This is a genomic window from Velocimicrobium porci (assembly GCF_009696045.1).
Taxonomy (GTDB): Bacteria; Bacillota; Clostridia; order Lachnospirales; family Lachnospiraceae; genus Velocimicrobium; species Velocimicrobium porci.
The window spans coordinates 127514-148022 of sequence record NZ_VUMT01000005.1; the positions used below are offsets into that span (position 1 = coordinate 127514).

General features: G+C 35.2%; 15 protein-coding genes, 1 riboswitch and 1 other annotated feature. Of the genes, 13 read left to right on the top strand and 2 right to left on the bottom strand.

The genetic code is table 11. The features are described from left to right. Window positions 1–238 precede the first annotated feature (238 nt). Window positions 239–334, bottom strand: a riboswitch (SAM riboswitch). Between the two features lie 246 nt (window positions 335–580). From FYJ58_RS05105 to FYJ58_RS05120, 4 genes are all read left to right on the top strand, one after another. Continuing rightward, on the top strand, window positions 581–2086 hold the full coding sequence (locus tag FYJ58_RS05105) for a sensor histidine kinase (protein WP_154518202.1): 1506 nt from the start codon (window positions 581–583) through the stop codon (window positions 2084–2086). Beyond that, window positions 2079–2768 carry a response regulator transcription factor gene (locus FYJ58_RS05110; RefSeq protein ID WP_154518205.1) on the top strand — a complete coding sequence of 230 codons (690 nt, stop codon included), beginning with the start codon at window positions 2079–2081 and terminating at the stop codon, window positions 2766–2768. The genes FYJ58_RS05105 and FYJ58_RS05110 overlap by 8 nt, the downstream gene beginning before the upstream one ends. A 47-nt stretch (window positions 2769–2815) precedes the next feature. Further along, window positions 2816–3499 (top strand): RluA family pseudouridine synthase, encoded by a 684-nt coding sequence (locus tag FYJ58_RS05115; protein WP_235912560.1) that lies wholly within the window; start codon window positions 2816–2818, stop codon window positions 3497–3499. A 159-nt stretch (window positions 3500–3658) separates the two neighbouring features. Continuing rightward, window positions 3659–4687: an AI-2E family transporter gene (locus tag FYJ58_RS05120; RefSeq protein WP_154518211.1), complete on the top strand. Its 1029-nt coding sequence runs from the start codon at window positions 3659–3661 to the stop codon at window positions 4685–4687. On the opposite strand, the gene FYJ58_RS05125 is transcribed toward FYJ58_RS05120, so the two are convergent. Together FYJ58_RS05125 and FYJ58_RS05130 are read right to left on the bottom strand one after the other, a co-directional pair. Continuing rightward, entirely contained in the window at window positions 4656–5669 is a 1014-nt protein-coding gene (locus FYJ58_RS05125) for a DUF4097 family beta strand repeat-containing protein (protein WP_154518214.1), read from the bottom strand. The genes FYJ58_RS05120 and FYJ58_RS05125 overlap by 32 nt on opposite strands. Next, entirely contained in the window at window positions 5666–6355 is a 690-nt protein-coding gene (locus FYJ58_RS05130; protein WP_154518217.1) for a LiaF transmembrane domain-containing protein, read from the bottom strand. Before FYJ58_RS05130 ends, FYJ58_RS05125 begins: the two co-directional genes overlap by 4 nt. Window positions 6356–6547: 192 nt before the next feature. Between FYJ58_RS05130 and FYJ58_RS05135 the strand changes: the two genes are divergently transcribed. The 9 genes from FYJ58_RS05135 to FYJ58_RS05175 all read left to right on the top strand — a co-directional run bounded on the left by FYJ58_RS05135 (window position 6548) and on the right by FYJ58_RS05175 (window position 20504). Next, entirely contained in the window at window positions 6548–7510 is a 963-nt protein-coding gene (locus tag FYJ58_RS05135) for a glycosyltransferase family 2 protein (protein ID WP_154518309.1), read from the top strand. A gap of 79 nt (window positions 7511–7589) precedes the next feature. After that, window positions 7590–9617 (top strand): methyl-accepting chemotaxis protein, encoded by a 2028-nt coding sequence (locus FYJ58_RS05140; protein WP_154518220.1) that lies wholly within the window; start codon window positions 7590–7592, stop codon window positions 9615–9617. 361 nt (window positions 9618–9978) lie between these two features. Continuing rightward, complete coding sequence (locus FYJ58_RS05145) at window positions 9979–11127, top strand: FtsX-like permease family protein (protein ID WP_154518223.1); 1149 nt, start codon at window positions 9979–9981, stop codon at window positions 11125–11127. Between the two features lie 162 nt (window positions 11128–11289). Continuing rightward, window positions 11290–12423 carry an ABC transporter permease gene (locus FYJ58_RS05150; protein WP_154518226.1) on the top strand — a complete coding sequence of 378 codons (1134 nt, stop codon included), beginning with the start codon at window positions 11290–11292 and terminating at the stop codon, window positions 12421–12423. Between the two features lie 2 nt (window positions 12424–12425). Then, window positions 12426–13094: an ABC transporter ATP-binding protein gene (locus FYJ58_RS05155; protein WP_154518229.1), complete on the top strand. Its 669-nt coding sequence runs from the start codon at window positions 12426–12428 to the stop codon at window positions 13092–13094. Window positions 13095–13167: 73 nt separating this feature from the next. Next, window positions 13168–13414: a binding site (T-box leader), on the top strand. Between the two features lie 272 nt (window positions 13415–13686). Further along, complete coding sequence (proS, locus tag FYJ58_RS05160; protein WP_154518232.1) at window positions 13687–15123, top strand: proline--tRNA ligase; 1437 nt, start codon at window positions 13687–13689, stop codon at window positions 15121–15123. Between the two features lie 153 nt (window positions 15124–15276). Further along, the gene (locus FYJ58_RS05165) at window positions 15277–16638 is read left to right on the top strand and encodes an MATE family efflux transporter (protein WP_235912561.1); all 1362 of its coding nucleotides are present in this window, start codon (window positions 15277–15279) and stop codon (window positions 16636–16638) included. Window positions 16639–16728: 90 nt separating this feature from the next. Further along, on the top strand, window positions 16729–18954 hold the full coding sequence (locus tag FYJ58_RS05170) for a serine hydrolase domain-containing protein (protein ID WP_154518238.1): 2226 nt from the start codon (window positions 16729–16731) through the stop codon (window positions 18952–18954). 173 nt (window positions 18955–19127) lie between these two features. Then, window positions 19128–20504: a CCA tRNA nucleotidyltransferase gene (locus FYJ58_RS05175; protein WP_328597801.1), complete on the top strand. Its 1377-nt coding sequence runs from the start codon at window positions 19128–19130 to the stop codon at window positions 20502–20504. Window positions 20505–20509: the final 5 nt, after the last annotated feature.

Sequence of the window (20509 nt, forward strand, 5' to 3'; positions counted from 1 at the left end):
GTCCTCCTTCGTTTCTTATTATTTCTCCTATAAAGAAAACTGGTTGCAGAACCACAAGAGAAAATCCTACAAGACGGGATTCTCCGCCTGTGACGGTTTGTTTTGGCAATATAATGTACCTTTCCGTCACAGTGCGTCCTTGCCCGGAGGGCTTTTTACTATATAAGGAATTGAAAGAAATTTCCTATATAATAAAGAAAGTCCATCTAAGATGGACTTGATTATGCGATACCAAATCCTCTTATTGTTCGATTACTCGCTTAGATTGGCACCTTCCGTTCTGGGGTTGCCGTGGTTTCACAGAGCCTTAACTCTCCACCACTCGGAATAAGAGAAATAATAATTCAATAACTATGTTAACTTGTGTCATTAGGATACTATGTTTTATACTATTAGTCAACCCTTTTTTTAGAAAAAAATTTTCATAAAAACTTTAGATTCTTTCCAGTTGTTTTCGTACATTTAAAGGATAGATTATGGTATACTGTATGAAAGGCTGATAAAGGGTGTGAAAATCGAAAATACGGGAAAGGATAGAAAACAAGTAATTTTTGCATAGATGCTTGTGGCTGGAATTGATATGAAGATAAGACAACGTCTGGTTATTAGTTTTTTGATTGTAATTACGGTTCCGATTATTTTAATTTGTGCTGCCGGTAGTGCACTTATGAATTATCATATGAATGAGATACAACAGTCTTATAATCTGGAAACCGATACGATTCAGATTTTGGTGAATCCATTGCAGGTGTTAAATCGGTTGACAAGAAGTATTTGTAATCGCCTTCAGACAACTGTGCTTAGACATCCTGAAAAAATTGAAAATCAGGAGTATATGGATTCGATTAATAAAGAATTGAAGACAAAGTTTTCCTTCCTTATAATAAGAAAAGAGAAAGAATATGTTTATGTTGGCAATTATGAAGAATTTAAACAGATTAAAGAAAAGCTTCCGGAATACGGAGCAGATAGTTCAGAAATTGATGGAGGATTCTATGTCAGTGGTGATAATCCGGCATTAGTCAAGCAACAGGATTTTATTTATAAAGATGGAGCACAAGGAAGTGCGTTTGTAGTAACCGAGGTTGATACGATTCTTCCGCAAATCAGGGCATTGGCAGTTCAAATTGTAGTTGCATTTATTTTAATTATTTGTTTTACGGCATCCATATTGATTTTATGGATTTATCAGGGGATTATAAGACCGCTGAAAACGTTACAGTGTGCTGCAAGACAAATGAGTGAGGGAAACTTAAATAATAGTGTTAAAGTTGAAAAAGAGGACGAGATTGGAGATTTATGTAAAGATTTTGAAAATATGCGTATTCGTCTTAAGGAATTGATTGAATCAAGAATTCAGTATGAAGAGGATTCAAGGGAGCTTATGAGTAATATTTCACATGACCTTAAGACTCCGCTGACAGCAATTAAGGGATATGCAGAGGGAATTATGGACGGAGTAGCCGATACGCCTGAGAAATTGGATAAATATCTAAGAACGATTTATAATAAAGCGAATGATATGACTGTATTAGTAGATGAATTATCATTTTATTCCAAAATTGATTGCAATGCAGTGCCTTATAATTTTGTCTGTGTTAATTTAGACGATTATTTTAGTGATTGTATAAATGAGCTGACACTGGATTTAGAAATGAAAAATATAGATATTGGTTATTTTAATTATGTGGATAAAAATCAGCAGGTGTGGATTGATGTGGAACAATTGAAGCGTGTTGTGAATAACATCATTGGCAATTCTGTTAAATATCTTGATAAGAAAAAAGGATTGATAAATATTAGAATTCGAGATGGAAGAGAACATGTTCAGGTTGAATTTGAGGACAATGGAAAAGGAATTGCAGAAAATGAAATTCCATTTATTTTTGACCGATTTTATCGAACCGATGCTTCCAGAAATTCTTCACAAGGAGGTACCGGTCTTGGACTTTCTATTTCGAAAAAGATTATAGAGGGACATGGGGGAAAAATCTGGGCTTCAGGAAAGGAGAATGTTGGGACGAGTATTTATTTTACACTTAGGAAATGTGATTGTGAGAAAAAGGAGGATTTGAATTATGAGTAAAATATTAATAATAGAAGATGAAGAGGCAATTGCAGAATTAGAAAAAGACTATTTAGAGTTAAGTGGGTTTGATGTAGTAATTGAAACAAAAGGTGATATGGGATTGAATAGAGCTTTAGGTGAGGAGTTTAATTTAATCATTTTAGACTTGATGCTTCCAAATGTCGATGGATTTGAAATTTGTAAAAAGATTCGAGAAGAGAAAAATACACCTATTATCATGGTTTCTGCGAAAAAGGATGATATTGATAAGATTCGTGGACTTGGGCTGGGAGCAGATGACTATATGACAAAACCATTCAGCCCTAGTGAGCTTGTGGCGAGAGTGAAGGCTCATATGGCAAGATATGCGCGTTTGGTTGGTTCTGGAATGAAAGAAAATGATATTATTGAGATTCGTGGAATTAAAATTGATAAAACGGCTAGAAGGGTGTATGTGAATGGTGAGGAAAAAGTATTTACAACGAAAGAGTTTGACTTACTTACTTTTTTAGCGGAAAATCCAAACCATGTTTTTACAAAAGAAGAGTTATTTCAGGAAATATGGGATATGGAATCAATTGGAGATATTGCAACGGTAACGGTTCATATTAAAAAAATTAGGGAAAAAATAGAAGTAAATACATCAAAGCCACAATACATCGAAACGATATGGGGAGTCGGATACCGATTTAAGGTATGACAATTTGGAAATAAACGAAATGAAAGGAAGATGTGGGTGGCATGAATATGCAAATAAAGATTTTATATGAGGATGCTCATATTATTGTATGTATAAAGCCGGCAGGAGTACCGTCTCAGAGTGACAAAACTTCTGATTTTGATATGGTAAACCGTCTGAAAAATTATGTCTATGAGTCAGGAGAACAGAAGGAACAGCCATTTATTGGTGTGGTACATCGTTTAGACAGACCAGTTGAGGGAGTTATGGTTTTTGCAAAAACCAAATTTGCTGCAAAACAGCTTAGCAGTCAGATACAACAGGGACAGTTTCATAAGAGATATTTAGCGGTGGTGACGAAGGAATTGCCTGAGAAATTGGGGAATCAAAAAGAATTACTAACGGATTATCTGGTGAAGAATGGAAGAACCAATTTGTCATCTATTACAGATAAAGAAAATAAAAATGCAAAGAGGGCAGAACTTTATTATACGGTAAAAGCCGTAAAAGAAGGATGTTCGTTAGTAGAAATCGAATTGCTAACAGGACGTCACCACCAGATTCGTGTTCAGATGAAAGAACATCTTGCGGGTATTTGGGGGGACAGTAAGTATAATAAAGAGTCGATAAAGGAAAAGGAATGGAGACAGATTGGACTTGCTTCCTGCTACTTAGAATTCAATCATCCGAAGACAAACAAGAACATTTCTTTCGAATATTTGCCACAAAGAGAACCATTTAATTATTTTTAACTTTTATGGAAGAAAAATGCCAGTATAATATATCTTTATATGCTTATAATAATTGTATAGCATGACGGGAGCACAAAGTACGTAGTCATCCGTAGATATCAAGGGCAAAATATCTTTTGACCCCAACATCATAGTATAAGTAAATATGAGGTGAGGCATTTGAATCGTTCCGAGTATAAACAGTTACTTTTTTTAATAGGAACCATAGGTGCGGTATATCTGAGCTTTCGATATATTTTACCATTAGTGGTTCCTTTTATTTTTTCTTATTTTTTGGCAAAATTAGTTTATCCTGTGGCTGCTAAGCTGAAAAAAAATTTTCATATTTCAGGAGGGGTCAGTGGAAGTCTTTTAATCGGGGGTATAACCGGAATTGTGGGGCTTGTTTTTTTTGTTTTGATTCAGCAATTATTTTATCAAACAAAGGATATGATAAAAAATATGCCAAGGTATCAACAGATTATACTTACAGAGGTAGATGGATTATGCGACCGATGTGACACAATGTTTGGTTTGAAGAGTGGAAGTTCAAATGGTTTTATTTATTCTCATATTTCTAAAGGTGTTGAACAGATAAAAACTGGTTTTGGTTCTTTCTTTTCAACAGAAACGATTCAGGGGATTGCAAAAGTGTTTGGTGCATGCTGGATTTTATTTTTAATTTTACTGGGAGCTTATTTCATTATCAAAGATATGGATGATTTAAAAATTATATTTGAGGAATCTATATTTTATCAATTTGGGAAGCCATTGCTTGGAAAACTTGGTCAGGTCGGAGCAGCTTATGGTAAGGCGCAGCTGTTTATTATGGGAGCAGATGCATTTGTATGTATGCTTGGATTTTTTTTAATGGGAAAGAGAAATTCATTTTTGATTGGGTTAGGAATTAGTGTATTTGATGCATTTCCGGCTCTGGGATGCGGGCTGATTTTAATTCCATGGTGTGTTCTTTCACTGCTTCGTGGTAACTGGTATCAGGCAGCAGTTTTATTTACTCTTTATGTACTTTGCCAAATTATAAGGGAAGTGATTGAAGCTAAAACAATAGGAAAAGGGACAGGAATAAAACCGATTTTCAGCTTAATTTCGATGTATGTTGGTGTAAAGCTGTTTGGAATTTTAGGTTTTATTCTTGGTCCCATTGCCTATATAATCATTAAGAGTTGTGTTGAAAGTCAATCTGTATAGAACCCATGCCACCACTTATTTCAATGGAATTGGAAACACTAGGATTGTTTGTATTGAATTCTTTATAAGAGGCACCATTTACTTTTAGACTTCCAAGACCCTTTTCTATGTCAAAATTGTAGTCATCCAGGGAGCCGGTGAGTTCTAATTTAACAGAGCCAATACCACTTTCGATATCCGTTTCTCCATTAAGCGTGCCACTGATTGTTGTGGAGCCTGTTCCGGATTCTAAATCCGTTTTGTTAAATGTTACATGTTTTAATTTTACTGCACCGGTTCCACATTCAAGATCGGCATAATCCGCTGTGATGTATTTTCCTGTGACAGATCCGATTCCATTGTTTATCTCAAGTTTTTTTGTTGCAAGATTACTTAGACTTACATTTCCGGTACCGGAATCAATGGAACAGGAGTCTAAAGTAGTATTATCAGGGATTGTAATGATAACTTTTCTGTCGGTATTAGGAGATTTTCCATTTAAAATTCCCAGGAGTGTAGAGAGCCCTTCTTTTCCCCAATTGTTATAAGACGAATATTTGCCCGAAAGAATCAGAGTATTATTTCTTACTTTTGCAGTATAATCCTCAAGTACATTTTGGCAGTCTACGGTTACTTTTGATACATTGCCATATTGAATAATGACTTGATAGACAAAGCTTTCAACCTCAAGTTTTTTTATATCAGAAAAGGTATTGGAAAAACTAGTTGTAGATAAATTTTTCATTTCGTCAAAGTCCTCCTCCTCATAATCTTCATAATCTTCTTCATCATAGTCGTCATCTGTGTCATAATAATCTTCATGCCCATGATTATGCCTATTCCCAGTAATTGGAGTTGATGTATTGTTGCCATTATTTTTTTGAGGTCTCGAGAATCCTGCAAAAAATGTAATCATCCCAACAACTCCTGCTATAATTGAAAAAGCTAGAAAAAGTGCAAGAGCAGTCGCGATATATTTGATTATTTTTTGTTTTTGGTTCATCGTATTTCTACACCTCCAAACATACAAGTTGCGTTAATATACACGGTAGGTGCATCCGAATTAACAATGCCATGACGGCGGTTTGTTACACCACCAAAAATTGGTGTGCTGGAAACTTTCACATTTACATAAGCCGGAAGATAAATTTCAATTCCTCCGAAAGTGGCATTGCTGTTAATTACTACATCTTCATTAATAATGGCATTGTCTAATCGTAGTGTGACAGAACCAAAAATAGCATTGATTGAAGCTCCTGTGAAAATCTGGTTATCCAATGATATGCTTTGGGACGAGAAGGTTGCAGTATAATCAGTCAAGTGTTCTGAATTTTTTTTTTGGAAGTCAGAGGATTTGATTGATATTGTTTTTTTGGATGAATTAGAAAAAATAATTCCCAAACCTGCAATAATTAATATAACGGGAATGATTAGTTGACCAATTAGGCGTGTGCTGACAAATCCCTGACAGGACAATAAAAGCATAACACCGCTTACGAAACCGATTATGGAACCGGTTTGAAATCCATTTTGTATAATTGAGATACCACATGGAATGATTAAAAATAAAGTCCACCAGCCGGGGAAAAAGATGGAAAAATGCCATAAGTCAAACGCGTTGCCTGCAAAACCAATGCCTAATACGATAAAAAGCAGTCCCCATAGAAAATTGTTATTATTTCGAGTCATTTATGAAACCTCCTTTCGTTCTAGTTCTATAATAATCGGATTTTGCATTAGTTGCTAGTTACAATTGTCATAAAGTGTTTTGGCGAAATGTAATAAAATATTTTTTTGCTTTAAAAGGGTAAAGGTAGAAAAACAAAGTTGAATCGACAGATTTTGTATGTTAAGATAAAAGAAGGAAAAGAGGACTTAGAAATGGCGAATATACTTTATGTTGTAATTCCCTGTTATAATGAAGAACTTGTATTAGAAGAAACAACAAATCAGCTAAATAACCGATATGATTTGCTAATTGGGGAAGGATTGATTAGTGAGCATAGTAAGATTTTATATGTGAATGATGGCTCTTCTGACCGTACATGGCATATGATAAAAAAATTTCATGAACAAAATAAAAGAATCAGTGGATTGAATCTGTCGCGCAATTGGGGACATCAGAATGCCCTATTCGCCGGGGTGTTTACAGTAGCGGACCTGGCAGATATCGTTGTAACGATGGATGCTGATTTACAGGATGATATTGGAGTCCTTGAAGACATGATATTGCAGTATTTGGAGGGGTATGATGTAGTCTATGGAGTTCGAAATAATCGGGCAAGTGACCATGTGTTTAAACGGGTAACGGCAAAGCTTTTTTATCGTGTATTAGAGCATCTTGGTGGAGAGATTGTTTATAATCATGCAGAGTATCGTCTGATGAGTAAGCGGGCGGTGCAGGCTTTAAAGGAATATAAAGAGGTAAATTTATTTTTACGTGGGTTAGTTCCGATGATTGGTTTTCCGGCTACAACTGTAGCTTATGAGCGGAAAGAACGATTTGCAGGGAAAAGCAAATATTCATTAAAAAAAATGATTTCGTTTGCAATAGAGGGAATAACTTCTCTTTCTATAAAACCAATAAGAATTGTGACATCAGTTGGGGTTATCGTTTTTCTAATTAGTATTATTATGTTAATTTATATTTTTGCTCAATACTTTTTAGGAAATACGGTTCCTGGCTGGTCGAGTGTTGCAGTTTCGGTTTGGGCGATTGGCGGACTTCAATTATTAAGTATAGGGGTAATTGGAGAATATATAGGGAAAGTTTATTTGGAGTCAAAACATAGGCCAAGGTATTTTATTGATGAATTTTTGAATGAAGAAAAGGAGGTGCGATAAAAAAGATAGAGGGTTTATAGAGAATGGGATTACTATAAAACGAGGAAAGAAAAAGCAAATAAAGTGAGGTTGAATACGAATGAAAAAACAATCTATTAAAAAGATGGCACTTTTGATTGTTGTGCCTACAATTTCTATTGCGGTTTTAGTTATATCATTACTAGGATATATGACAGCACGAAAAACAATTTTAACGACGAGTAACAGTGAGATGGAGTTTTGTCTTTCAAGTGTGACAGAAAAGATTCAAAAGTCGCTCTCGAATAACCGAAAGGTAGTAGAAACAATTGCGAGAACGGTAGAATCTTTAGGTTCTCATATGACAGAAGAAGATTATGGGAAACTTTTAACGTCATCTGTTGGCACAAATGACGAAACGTTTGGCGGTGGAATCTGGTATGGAGAAAATGCTTATAAGAATAAACAATATTTTTCTCCTTATTGCATGAGGGAAAATGGAAAAGTTACCTATTTTGACAACTATTCTTTAGGAGATGGTGTCCTTTATACGGATCAGGACTGGTATAAAAATGCGATGGATATTAAAGAAAGTGTAGTCTGGTCCGAACCATATTATGATGAATTTGCAAAAATTTCAATGGTTACAGCCTCAGCACCATTTTACAATGGCGCAGGAAATTTTATGGGTGTTGCTACTACAGACATTGATTTGACGGAACTTCAAAAAATGATAACTTCCCTTGAGATTGAAGGAGGAAGGGCATTTTTAATTTCAGCAAAAGGTGTATATATTGCAGATGAAGACAGTGAAAAATTATTAAAGCAAAATATAACAGAAGAACAAAACAGTTCCCTTGCTGAATTAGGTAAACAAATCTTAGAGAAGAAAAACGGAACAGGTTCCTATAAAGATGGTAAAACAAAATATATGGTATGGTACTCGGAGGTTCCGGAAAGTGATTGGTATATTGTAACTGCAGTTAATAGAAAAGAATTAATGAAAGAAACGAATGCCTTAGGAAGAAATCTTTTAATCGGTTGTATTTTCTTTATTTTCATATCAACCTATTTGGTTTATCGCTTTATGAGTCGTAGTATTGTAAAACCTTTAGAAAAACTTGCTTTAACTACGAAAGAAATAGCGGATGGAAATCTCGATGTTAAGATAGATATAAAATCAGATAATGAAATTGGGGTTGTAGTGGAATCTTTAGAAAAAACAGTTGCTCAGTTGCAAAATTATATTGCATATATTAATGAAATTGCAGTAACGTTAGGAACGATTGCAGAAGGAAAACTTGTTTTTGAGCTTCAGCACGATTATTCAGGAGAGTTTGCAAAGATTAAAGAAGCGATGCTTGGAATTTCAAGTTCATTAACAAAGGCACTTACTTCAATTTATGAATCATCGGAGCGGATTGCGAATGGATCAGAGCAGGTTGCAGATAATGGACAGGTTTTAGCTGAGGGAGCAGTTGAACAGACGGAATCTGTTGACAGATTGGCAAATACAATAAAAGACATTTCAGAAATTATTAACAATAATGCGGAGCATGCAGGTGAGGCGAATGAAAAGGTAAATGGTGTTGGTCAGGAAATTTTAGCAAGTTGTGATAAAATGAATCAGATGACAAAGGCCATTAATGTGATTAGTGAACAATCAAAAGAAACAAGTCGCATTATCCAAACAATTGAAGAGATTGCCTCTCAGACAAATATGCTATCTATGAACGCCGCAATTGAGGCAGCGAGAGCGGGAGAAGCCGGAAAAGGGTTTGCGGTTGTTGCAGATCAGGTACGTGAGCTTGCTAATAAATCAGCGGAAGCGGTAAAAGAAACAAATGCCTTAATTGCACAAACATTGGAAGCGGTTGCTAATGGTGAAGAGATGGCAAGAGTTACGGAAGAAGCACTGAAGAGTGTGGTAGCAAGTTCGGACGAAGTTGCTGTTTTAATTGAAAAAATTACGAAAGAGTCCAATGAACAGGCAAATAAACTAGTTGCAATTCAAAATGAGGTAGATCAAATCTCTACCGTTGTTAAAAATAACTCCGATATTGCGGAGGAAAGTGCAGGGGCATCAGAAGAGTTGTCAGCACAAGTACAGATGCTGGAACAGCTGGTGGGGCAGTTTGAGTTGGAATAGTAAAGTGGGGGTTAATTTACAAAAGGACATACCAAAGATTATTTTTTGGTATGTCCTTTTGCGGTATATTTTTATCTATTCTTGTAAAAAATTGTTTTATAAAGTGGAAATAGAGTAATTATTCTTGACGAAAAAAGAATCTGTTATAATATATGAAAAAAAGGATAAAATTTGAATTTTCTATTTTTTATAAATCAAAATAGGTGCATTTCTTAATTATATTTTCTATACTTGGGATGAAGAAGTTTGTTCCGACACAGGTACGGAAGGTGATTTAGTTAAGCATGATTGGAACTTGAATTATATGAAATCTGTATAAAAATTGAGGAAAATTCCTATAAAAGAAAAAAGGAGAAGGTATATGGGGTACTTTATTGAACGGGTAAAAAAACAATTACAATACCACAAAAAGCTTTATTTTGTTTTTGTTTTGGAAATTGCAATTGGCGTATTAATTTTTATAAGCTGTATTAATGTATTTATAGGCTGGATTGAAAAAACGGAAGAGTTGAAATCAGAACGTGTGGGAAAAGAGATGACAGTTTCGTATAGTAATACGATAATGAATCAGGGGGCAGATGAAGAACTGGAAGAGGCGATAACTTATTCGGATTATAAAAAATTGAAAAAAAAGTATAAGAAAGATTTAGAAATTACGTATGCATATGAAGATAGGATTTCGTATGCTTTTGATTCAGAAAATCTATTCTGTTTTTCTTGTTTTATGATGGATAAACCGATGTATTTTGAGATATTTGGAAGTCAGATGGATTCCAATAATAATTTTATTTATATGGGGGAAAATACGTATTCGATAGTTGAAAAAATTGCAGAAAGAAAAAAACAGGGAAAAGAATTGATTGTAATGGAGGGAGAATATTTTGAGATAAATGAAGATGGAACCGTATCTATAGATGGGTTTGGAAGATTTGTGCCTAAGAGAATAGAAAACAAAAAAGGAGTAGAGAAAATCAAGCACCCGTCTGAATATGCGACAGAATATGATGACTATAAGGTTGCAGATTGTGCATTTTTACCGCTTGAATATTTGAAAAAAGTAAAATCAGATATAAGAGGGTGTGCGATGTTAAAAATAAAATATAAAAATAATAATTCCGAAGTAAATAAAGTTCCTGCATTATTAATTGATCTAACAAAAGCACATAAGGGTATTTATATTTACACTGTGCCAAAGAAGTATATGAATCTGGAAGAGAGAATAAACAATGCTTCGTTTCGTATTGAAAAATATTTTTACGCCTCTGTTTGCATCCTGCTGATTGTTATGGCAGGTATGATTGGTGTTATGACGTTACTTTTGCATCAGAGAAGACATTCTATTGCAATAGGAATTTCGTATGGATCTACTATTAAAAGAATGTTTTGGGAATTATTTGCAGAAATTTTAACTGTTTTTGAAACAGGGGGTGGAATTGGTCTGCTTGCATCGGTCTTTGTGATTCCTTTTATTGAAGATATGGCAATGGAAAAAATACCTTTCACATTGTAAGTATACCGGTTGTAATTCTTATAATGGCAATAGGTGCATTTTTAATTGCCGTATTTTCTACATTTGAGATGAGAAAACTTGCTCCGGCGCAGGTATTAAAGGAATTATAGGTTCTTAGGGGATCGAAGTATTTGCTTCGATAAAGATAAAAGGGAGAAAACTATGAATGGAATTTTACTTAATATTAAAAATGCATTTTTAAGAGTTTTTTATCAGAAAACAATCAGTATTGTTGTAATAGTGTCGATTGCAATTGGTATGATATTTCCGTTGTCGGCGTTTGCCATGGCAAATGATATCATAGAAAATATAAAAGTGACAAAATTTACAGATACGGATTCGACAATTATATTGGAATATTTCTCTTCGTTTGCAAAAAAAGAAATAATGGATCAGAGAATGAAATTTTTAACGGATATAGATCAATATGGATACTTTTCTTACTATAAAGGTGTTGTCAGTTGGAAAGGTCAGGATATGGCAGGATCTGTTGCAGGCGCTACGCTTTCTTACTTTGAGCTTGAAAATTATACTCTTATGGAAGGTAAAATGTTTAACAGAGAGCAAGAAGAAAAAGGAATGAAAGTCTGCCTTTTAAGAAAAGATGGTGTCCTGTGGCAAAAAGGAGTCAGAGTTGGGGATATCGTAAAGATAAATGGAACAGGTTTTAAGGTAATTGGCATGATAAGGGATCCTAAAATTTATGGGGAACTAATTGCACCATATAACAGTTTAAACATCTTTTTAGAAAATAATCCGAGCCCAATACAGTATAAAGCACTTTTACATACAAAAAGACCAGTTAAAATAGATGAATTAAGGGCTAAAATCAAGGCAAATGCAAAAATCAATCTTCTTTCTGTTATGCCGGCAGCCAAAGGACAAAAGATTTTTTTTGACAGTGCCGGAAAAGTCATGATTCAAAATCTTTTATTAGGATTTTTTGTACTGTTATTTGGAATTATCAGTTTTATATTTATTATTGCAGGTAAGGTAGCAGAAGAAGAGTATTCAATTGGAGTAAAAATGGCGATTGGAGCGTCAAAAAATACAGTATTTTTTGAATTATTTATTCAAAGTGTTTTATTAATTATGACTTCAATTATACTTGATCTTTTGTGTTTCCCGATTATTCAGAACAAAATATCCCAATTGGGATTTATGCTTGACTGGAAGGTTGTATTAATTATGATTGGAATAGGATTTGTTTTGGCATTTGCAGTAAGTGGAATCATATTTCAAATATTAATTCGAAAAAAAGCAGTCTGTGAGTTATTGAAGGGAGGGAGTTGCTGATTATGATAAAAATGGAAAATATATCAAAAGTTTATAATTCTGGTGTGGTGGAAACAAAGGCTTTAGAGCAAGTCAGTTTTGAAATTAAAAAAGGAGAATTTGTTGCCGTTATCGGTCGCTCCGGCTGTGGAAAAAGTACGCTGTTAAATATTTTAGGCGGAATGGATACAGCAACAGAAGGAAGTTATTTGTTTGATGACATTTGTGTCAATCAATTAAGAGGAAGTTCGCTGGCTCAATTTCGAAATAAGAAAATAGGATTTGTTTTTCAGGGATTTTATCTGGTTGCGGAAATGAGTGCGGAAGAAAATGTAGCGCTTCCTTTAGGATATGCCAAAGTTGGAAAAAAGGAACGAAAACAACGGGCATTGGAATTGCTAAAGGCAGTCGGTCTGGAAGAAAAGGCAAAAAACAGACCATTCGAGCTTTCAGGAGGAGAACAGCAAAGAGTTGCAATTGCAAGAGCGATTGCAAATGAACCAAGTGTACTGTTAGCAGATGAGCCAACCGGTAATCTGGATGAAGAAAATAGTAAAATGGTAATGGAGTTATTACAGGATTTACATAAAAAAGGCTTAACCATTATTATGGTAACTCATGACATGGAACTTGCGAAAAAGGCAGAGAGAATTATTCAGATTAAAGATGGAAAAATTATAAAAGATGAGTAGAATCTGTCCTGTCTGATGGAAATTTTATTGTTTTAAGCTTGACAAATAGGTTTTTCCGTCATAGAATCAAATCTATATGGCGTAGAAAAGGAATAGTATTCCTGATTTGTTTATTCAGAGAGAGAATGGCTGGTGTGAATTCTTATAAGCAGGCGGAAGAACCTACCTTGGAGCTTCGCAGAAAACTGCGACGTATTCTGGCGTTAACAGAGAAAAAATACTTTATGGATAGTTTGTTAATAATAGAGTATTTTTGAGAGAACTGTAAGTACAGTTAATAAGGGTGGTACCGCCGAAGTCTTTTCTTTTCGGTCCCTTGCGGATGAGAAAAAGAAAGGATTTTTTTACTTTATAGGAAACTTCGTCTCCTATAAAGCAAAAACGCTCCGTGAGGATGTGCACAGATGCGAAAGGAGTATTGTTGCAAAAAGCATGCAACACGCATCTGGCACGCAAAGTGGAGCAAGTCCCTCATGAGTGAGGGATACAGGGAGTTGAGGTGGACTTGCCCACTTTGTTCTTGCCAAAATGAAAAATCCTGTTTTTCTCAAATCAACAAATTTTTAGATAGCCAAGAAAAGGAGAATGTCAGATGGCAAAAGAAAAAAAATTAGTCGAAGCGATTACTTCTATGGAAGAAGATTTCGCACAATGGTACACAGATGTTGTTAAAAAAGCAGAGTTAATTGACTATTCCAGTGTAAAAGGCTGTATGGTAATTAAACCGGCAGGTTATGCAATCTGGGAAAATATTCAGAAAGAATTAGACAAACGCTTTAAGGAAACAGGCGTAGAAAATGTTTATATGCCTATGTTTATTCCTGAAAGTTTACTTGAAAAAGAAAAAGATCATGTAGAAGGATTTGCACCTGAAGTTGCCTGGGTTACGCATGGTGGTTTAAATCAGTTACAGGAACGTTTATGTGTAAGACCTACTTCAGAAACTTTGTTCTGTGACTTTTATGCAAATGAGATTGAATCCTATCGTGATCTTCCTAAATTATACAATCAATGGTGTTCGGTTGTCCGCTGGGAAAAGGAAACAAGACCTTTCTTACGTTCCAGAGAGTTTTTGTGGCAGGAGGGTCACACAGCACATGCAACAGCGGAAGAGGCGAAAGAACGTACCGAGTTAATGTTAAATATTTATGCCGACTTTTGCGAAGAAGTTCTTGCTATGCCTGTTATTAAAGGACGTAAAACAGACAAAGAAAAATTTGCCGGTGCAGAAGCTACTTATACAATTGAAGCATTAATGCATGATGGAAAGGCACTTCAATCTGGTACAAGCCATAACTTCGGAGATGGATTTGCTAAGGCGTTTGGTATTCAATATACAGATAAAGAAAATAAATTACAGCATGTACATCAGACTTCCTGGGGTATGACAACTCGTTTAATTGGTGCTGTTATTATGGTACATGGTGATAATTCCGGTCTTGTACTTCCACCTAGAATTGCACCAACTCAGGTTATGATTATTCCAATTATGCAGAAGAAGGAAGGCGTTCTTGAAAAGGCCGAAGAATTGAGAAAAACTTTAGTTTCCAACTTCCGCGTAAAGGTCGATGATTCTGATAAGAGCCCGGGATGGAAGTTTAGTGAACAGGAAATGAGAGGAATTCCGGTACGTATTGAGTTAGGACCAAAAGATATTGAGAAAAACCAATGTGTTGTTGTTCGCCGTGATACAAGAGAAAAAACAATTGTTTCACTAGACGAGGTTGAAATTAAAGTTGCTGAGATTTTAGAAACAATGCAGAAAGAAATGTTAGAACGTGCAAGAGAACATCGTGAAAAACATACAAAGGTTGCAAAAACATATGAAGAATTTTGCAAAATTATAGAAAAAGAACAAGGTTTTGTAAAATCAATGTGGTGCGGCGATGAAGCCTGTGAAAATAAAATTAAAGAAGAGACAGGAGCAACTTCCCGCTGTATGCCATTTGAACAGGAACATCTGGCAGACACTTGTGTATGCTGTGGTAAACCTGCAAAGGCAATGGTTTATTGGGGCAAAGCTTATTAATAGGCTATTGTGTGTGTCCCAGTGTAATGGAAAGAGAGAATGAAATAAAAAAATATATTGGTAAGTTATTATAAAAGAGAAAAGGGAGCTTCTGTGTTGTAAGTTCTCTTTTCTTGTATTATGAATTTAAAGTAATGGAAAGGAATGAACAAAATGGGACAACATGATTTGGGAACTGAGCGTATTGGTAAGCTTGTATTTAGCTTAGCCGTGCCGATGATTATTTCTCAGATTGTTAATCTTCTATATAATATGGTAGACCGAATTTATATAGGACGACTGGAAGATGGGGCACTTGCTATGGCGGCTTTGGGAGTATGTTTCCCAATGATTACTATAGTTGCAGCGTTTGCCCAGTTACTTGGCAGTGGAGGTGCACCGCTTAGTGCAATTAAAATGGGTGAGAAGCGAAATGATAAAGCTGAGGAAATTATGACAAATAGCTTTATGATGCTTATTATTGTTGGTTTTGCACTGACTATACTGACACTTGTTTTTAGAGAACCGATTTTATATTTATTTGGTGCGAGTAATCAGACATTTAAATATGCAGAAAGTTATCTTACAATCTATGCAGTTGGAACGATTTTTGTCCAGCTTACAATGGGAATGAACTCGTATATAACATGTCAGGGGTTTTCAAAAATTGGAATGTGTACGGTATTAATTGGTGCTATTTTGAATATTATATTAGATCCAATCTTCATCTTTTTATTTCATATGGGGGTTAGTGGTGCAGCACTTGCAACAATTCTATCTCAAGGAGTTTCCTGCCTTTGGGCATTGAATTTTTTATTTGGGAAAAAGAGCATTTTGAAGATCAGAAAAAAGTATTTGAAGCCAAATATTAAAATAGTCGGCTCTATTATGGCATTGGGAATTTCACCGTTTATTATGCAGGCAACGGAGAGTCTGGTGCAGATTTCTTTTAATACACAGATGTTAAGATTTGGTGGAAATACAGCGTTAGGAGGTCTGACTATTATGTATAGTCTTACTACATTTATTTCCGGACCTCTTGGCGGACTTGCTCAGGGTGCTGCACCAATTATCAGTTATAATTATGGTGCTAAAAATCTTGCACGTGTGAAGAAAGCATTTCGGTTAATAATTACTTCTTGTCTTATCGGTTCTATTTTATTGGCAGGTTCAATTATGATATTCTCAAGGCAGTTTGCATTTATTTTTATTAAACAGGGAGAAATTTTAGAGTTTACAACTTGGGCATTGCGGATTTTTATGATAGGAATGACAATATTTGGACTTCAGATAGGATGTCAGAATACATTTATGGCATTGGGACAAGCGAAGATTTCGCTCGTTATGGCGTTATTGCGTAAGGTTATTTTACTGGTCCCTCTCGTTTATATCCTTCCTTGCTTTATGGAAGATAAAGTAAAAGGTGTATTAATGGCGGAACCGATTGCCGATGCAACAGCGGCAATTGTAACGACAATTAGCTTTGCGATTTTTTATCATAAAAAATTAAAGAACGAATTAGAAAATAATTATTGAGGCATTGGAAAAAATAGAATATAATGGAGAAAACAAGTATTGCGTTAGCTTTAGGTAATGAGTAGTTCATGAAAGGGTAAGGGCATTTATATGAGAAAAATGAATTGGAAGAAAAGGTTGAGTTTATTAATGGCTGTTACAATGCTTTGTACAGTTTCGGTACCAGCCAGGGCAGCAGAGGTTGCTAAGATTGGAATTGGAACCGAAAGTAATACAGCGACTGTTCCATATTTAAAGCAGCTTGATAAAAAAGAATGGTATCCTGTCACAGAACAGCAGATTAGTGATTATGAAAAGACAAGAAAGAAGAAAATTGGAAAGGCAAGTATAGCAGATGTTAATAGTGCGGAAGGTTTTGCAGAAACGAAAGCCGATGTATTTAGTGCACTTTATGGAGAATATAGTGTACAGTATGCTTTGATAGACAATGGAGAAATAACATTATCCGGTCAGTCAGGTTTTGCAAATATAAAAGAAGAGAAAAAGCCTACAAAGGATTCTATGTATGGCATTGGTTCAATCAGTAAAATTTTTGCTTCCACAGCTATTATGCAGCTTGTTGATGAAGGTAAAATTGACTTAGACAAACCGGTAGTGGATTATGTCAAAGATTTTAAAATGCTAGATAGCAGATATAAGGAAATTACAGTCCGTATGCTTTTGAACCATTCTTCTGGACTTATGGGAAGCAGTTTTTCTAATGCCTTGCTATTTAATGACTCAGACACTGTTAACCATGATGAGTTTTTAAATATATTAAAAAAACAACGTTTAAAAGCAGATCCGGGAGCTTATTCTGTGTATTGTAATGATGGTTTTACATTGGCAGAGATTGTAGTTGAACGTGTTACAAATCAGTCATTTACAGAATATATCCAAAAGAATATTTGTAAACCATTAAAATTATCCAATACAAAGACTCCCCAGGATAAATTTGACAAAAATAAGATGGCGACCGCTTATGAAGGAATTGATGAGGCGGTTCCATTAGAAAATTTCAATGCAATTGGAGCCGGAGGTATTTATTCCAGTGCAGAAGATTTATGTCATCTTGCAACGGCATATATGGATAACGGAAATAAAAATATACTTTCTGAAGTTTCGAAAGAAGCTACCATGAATCGGGAATGTGACCGTGGAATGTGGAAAAAGACTAGTAAAGAAACTGTAAATTATGGTCTTGGCTGGGATAGTGTAGAGTTATATCCGTTTTCTGAATATGGAATACAGGCACTTGCGAAGGGTGGAGATACTTTATATTATCATGGAAGCTTGATTGTATTACCGGAGCTTAATATGGCAGTAGCCGTATTATCGGCAGATGGAAACAGTTCTTTGAATGAGGTATTAGGTCAGGGAATTTTACTCCGTTATTTGAAGGAAAAAGGGAAAATTTCCAGTCTTCCAACGGAAGGCTCATTCGCGTCTTATGTAAATGCTCAAGTACATATGCCAGCGGATTTAAAAGAAAATAGTGGATATTATACTTGTTTTGGTGGAACGCTGAAGGTTTCCATTACAGAGGATGGAATTTTAGACCTGAGGAACGTTTATGGTGTTACTGGACAAAAATATACTTATTGTGGTGACGGAAAATTTGTGGATGAAGCAGGAACAACAGTGTTATCATTTGTAAAAGAAGCAAATGGAAAGACTTATTTATGGGCAGAAGGATATTCTACATTGCCAACAATCGGACAGATTTACAGTGCCAGCTATCAGGCACAGAAGGTGGAGGAAAATCCATTGTCGCAAAAGGTTAAAGATGCCTGGGAAAAACGAAATGATAAATTATATCTTGTAACAAGTGAAAAGTATTCTTCAATTTGCTATAATAATAGTCAGATTGTATTTTCAATTGCACTTCCAAGTGACTTGGAAGGGTACATTAATGATGCAAAGATTGTAAATGGCAATTTGGCAGTTGCGACGGAACAGATTCCGAATATGTATGGAAGAGATTTAAGGGATTTAGACTTTTATAAAAAGGGCAAGGTAGAATATTTAGATACAGCAAGTTATACAGCGATTTCCGAAGATGGAATAGGTGATTTACCTGAAAAATCTAAATTTTCTGTTACAATTGGAAAAGATGGGCAGGCGAAGTGGTATAAGATTGGTAAGAATTCAGCGAATAAAAAAGTGAAGTTTGCAATACCTGCAAAGGCATCCTTTGCAGTATATGATGAAGATTTTGAATGTTTAACACATTCTTATATATCCAATAAGAAGACAATTACACTTCCCGAGAATGGTTTTATTGTATTTGCAGGAGAAAAGAATAAAAAAATTACAGCAGTGTATAATACAAAATAGATTAGTGATGAGAATGTAATGTAGGACTGTTGTAAAATAGCACTTTAAAATTTGGTATAAATAGTTGTATGTATGGTGTTTTGGCTACTTATCTGGATTTGGAGTGTTGTTTTGCAATAGTCCTTTTGCATAAAGATAAAACGGAAATAATAATGGAAAGGTGTCGATATAGAGTGAAGATTACAATTCCCGAAAAGGTGGCATATATTATAAATAGATTAATTGAGCATGGATATGAAGCATATGCAGTAGGAGGATGCGTTCGTGATACAGTGCTTGGAAGGGTTCCGGAAGATTGGGATATTACAACGTCAGCAAGACCAGAGGACGTAAAAAAATTATTTGTGAGGACAATTGATACCGGAATTTTACATGGAACTGTTACGGTTATGCTGGAAAAAGAGGGGTTTGAGGTTACTACGTATCGAATTGATGGCGAGTATGAAGATAATCGACATCCGAAAACAGTAGAATTTACGTCAAACTTGAAAGAGGATTTGAGAAGGCGGGATTTTACAATTAATGCAATGGCATATAATGAGAAAGATGGATTGGTAGACTGCTTTGGCGGTATGGAGGATATTAAGCGAAAAAGAATTACTTGCGTAGGTGATCCAAATGATCGTTTCGATGAAGATGCTCTTCGTATTTTAAGAGCCGTTCGTTTTGCGGGACAATTAGGATTTTCAATTGAAGAAAATACGAGGATTGCAATGAAACAAAAAGCAGAAAATTTAAAATCAATCAGTGCCGAGAGAATCCGTGTCGAGCTTGATAAATTGCTTCGTTCCAATCATGCCGAGTTAATGAAGGAAGCTTATGAAACGAATATTACAAAAGCTGTTTTACCCGAGTTTGACATTATGATGCAAACGGAGCAAAATAATCCACATCATATTTATTCGGTCGGTGAGCATGTTGTTCAATCGGTTTGTGCAATGAATGAATGGTGCTATAAGAACGGGCAGCATGATAAGAAGCTTCATTCAATTCTGGTCTGGACAATGTTGCTTCATGATGTTGGAAAGCCAGAATGTAAAAAAACAGATTATGATGGAATTGATCACTTTTATGGACATGAGGAAGTGGGAGCAAAAAAAGCAAAAGAAATTTTAAAAAGACTTAAATTTGACAATTATACGATTGATTTTGTAACCCGCTTGATAAAATGGCATGATTATCGGATTGATGCAAAAGAAAAAACTGTTCGAAGAGCGTTAAGTAAGCTTGGGACAGATTTAATTCCATATTGGTTTTGGGTACAGCGTATGGATATTTTTGCCCAGAATCCGGATAAGGCAAAGGAAAAAATTGAACGATTGGAACTAGTAGAAGAATGTTGTGAAAAAATCTTTGAACAGAACGATTGTCTGACGATAAAAGAACTGAAAATTAATGGTAAGGACTTAATGGACGCAGGGCTGGAACGTGGCAAACAAATAGGAGAAGCACTTAATTATCTGTTGGAAGTTGTTTTAGAACATCCTGAAATGAATGAAAAGGAAAAGCTTCTGGCAGTGTGTAAAAGAAAGTACATGCTGATTCCATAAAGTCT

Excerpts from the sequence above, each read along its gene's own strand:
- FYJ58_RS05150 (WP_154518226.1), top strand. The coding sequence starts at position 11,290 with ATGAATGGAATTTTACTTAATATTAAAAATGCATTTTTAAGAGTTTTT.
- FYJ58_RS05165 (WP_235912561.1), top strand. The coding sequence starts at position 15,277 with ATGGGACAACATGATTTGGGAACTGAGCGTATTGGTAAGCTTGTATTT.
- FYJ58_RS05115 (WP_235912560.1), top strand. The coding sequence starts at position 2,816 with ATGCAAATAAAGATTTTATATGAGGATGCTCATATTATTGTATGTATA.
- FYJ58_RS05105 (WP_154518202.1), top strand. The coding sequence starts at position 581 with ATGAAGATAAGACAACGTCTGGTTATTAGTTTTTTGATTGTAATTACG.
- FYJ58_RS05110 (WP_154518205.1), top strand. The coding sequence starts at position 2,079 with ATGAGTAAAATATTAATAATAGAAGATGAAGAGGCAATTGCAGAATTA.
- FYJ58_RS05155 (WP_154518229.1), top strand. The coding sequence starts at position 12,426 with ATGATAAAAATGGAAAATATATCAAAAGTTTATAATTCTGGTGTGGTG.
- FYJ58_RS05130 (WP_154518217.1), bottom strand. The coding sequence starts at position 6,355 with ATGACTCGAAATAATAACAATTTTCTATGGGGACTGCTTTTTATCGTA.
- proS (WP_154518232.1), top strand. The coding sequence starts at position 13,687 with ATGGCAAAAGAAAAAAAATTAGTCGAAGCGATTACTTCTATGGAAGAA.
- FYJ58_RS05140 (WP_154518220.1), top strand. The coding sequence starts at position 7,590 with ATGAAAAAACAATCTATTAAAAAGATGGCACTTTTGATTGTTGTGCCT.
- FYJ58_RS05125 (WP_154518214.1), bottom strand. The coding sequence starts at position 5,669 with ATGAACCAAAAACAAAAAATAATCAAATATATCGCGACTGCTCTTGCA.
- FYJ58_RS05170 (WP_154518238.1), top strand. The coding sequence starts at position 16,729 with ATGAGAAAAATGAATTGGAAGAAAAGGTTGAGTTTATTAATGGCTGTT.
- FYJ58_RS05145 (WP_154518223.1), top strand. The coding sequence starts at position 9,979 with ATGGGGTACTTTATTGAACGGGTAAAAAAACAATTACAATACCACAAA.
- FYJ58_RS05135 (WP_154518309.1), top strand. The coding sequence starts at position 6,548 with ATGGCGAATATACTTTATGTTGTAATTCCCTGTTATAATGAAGAACTT.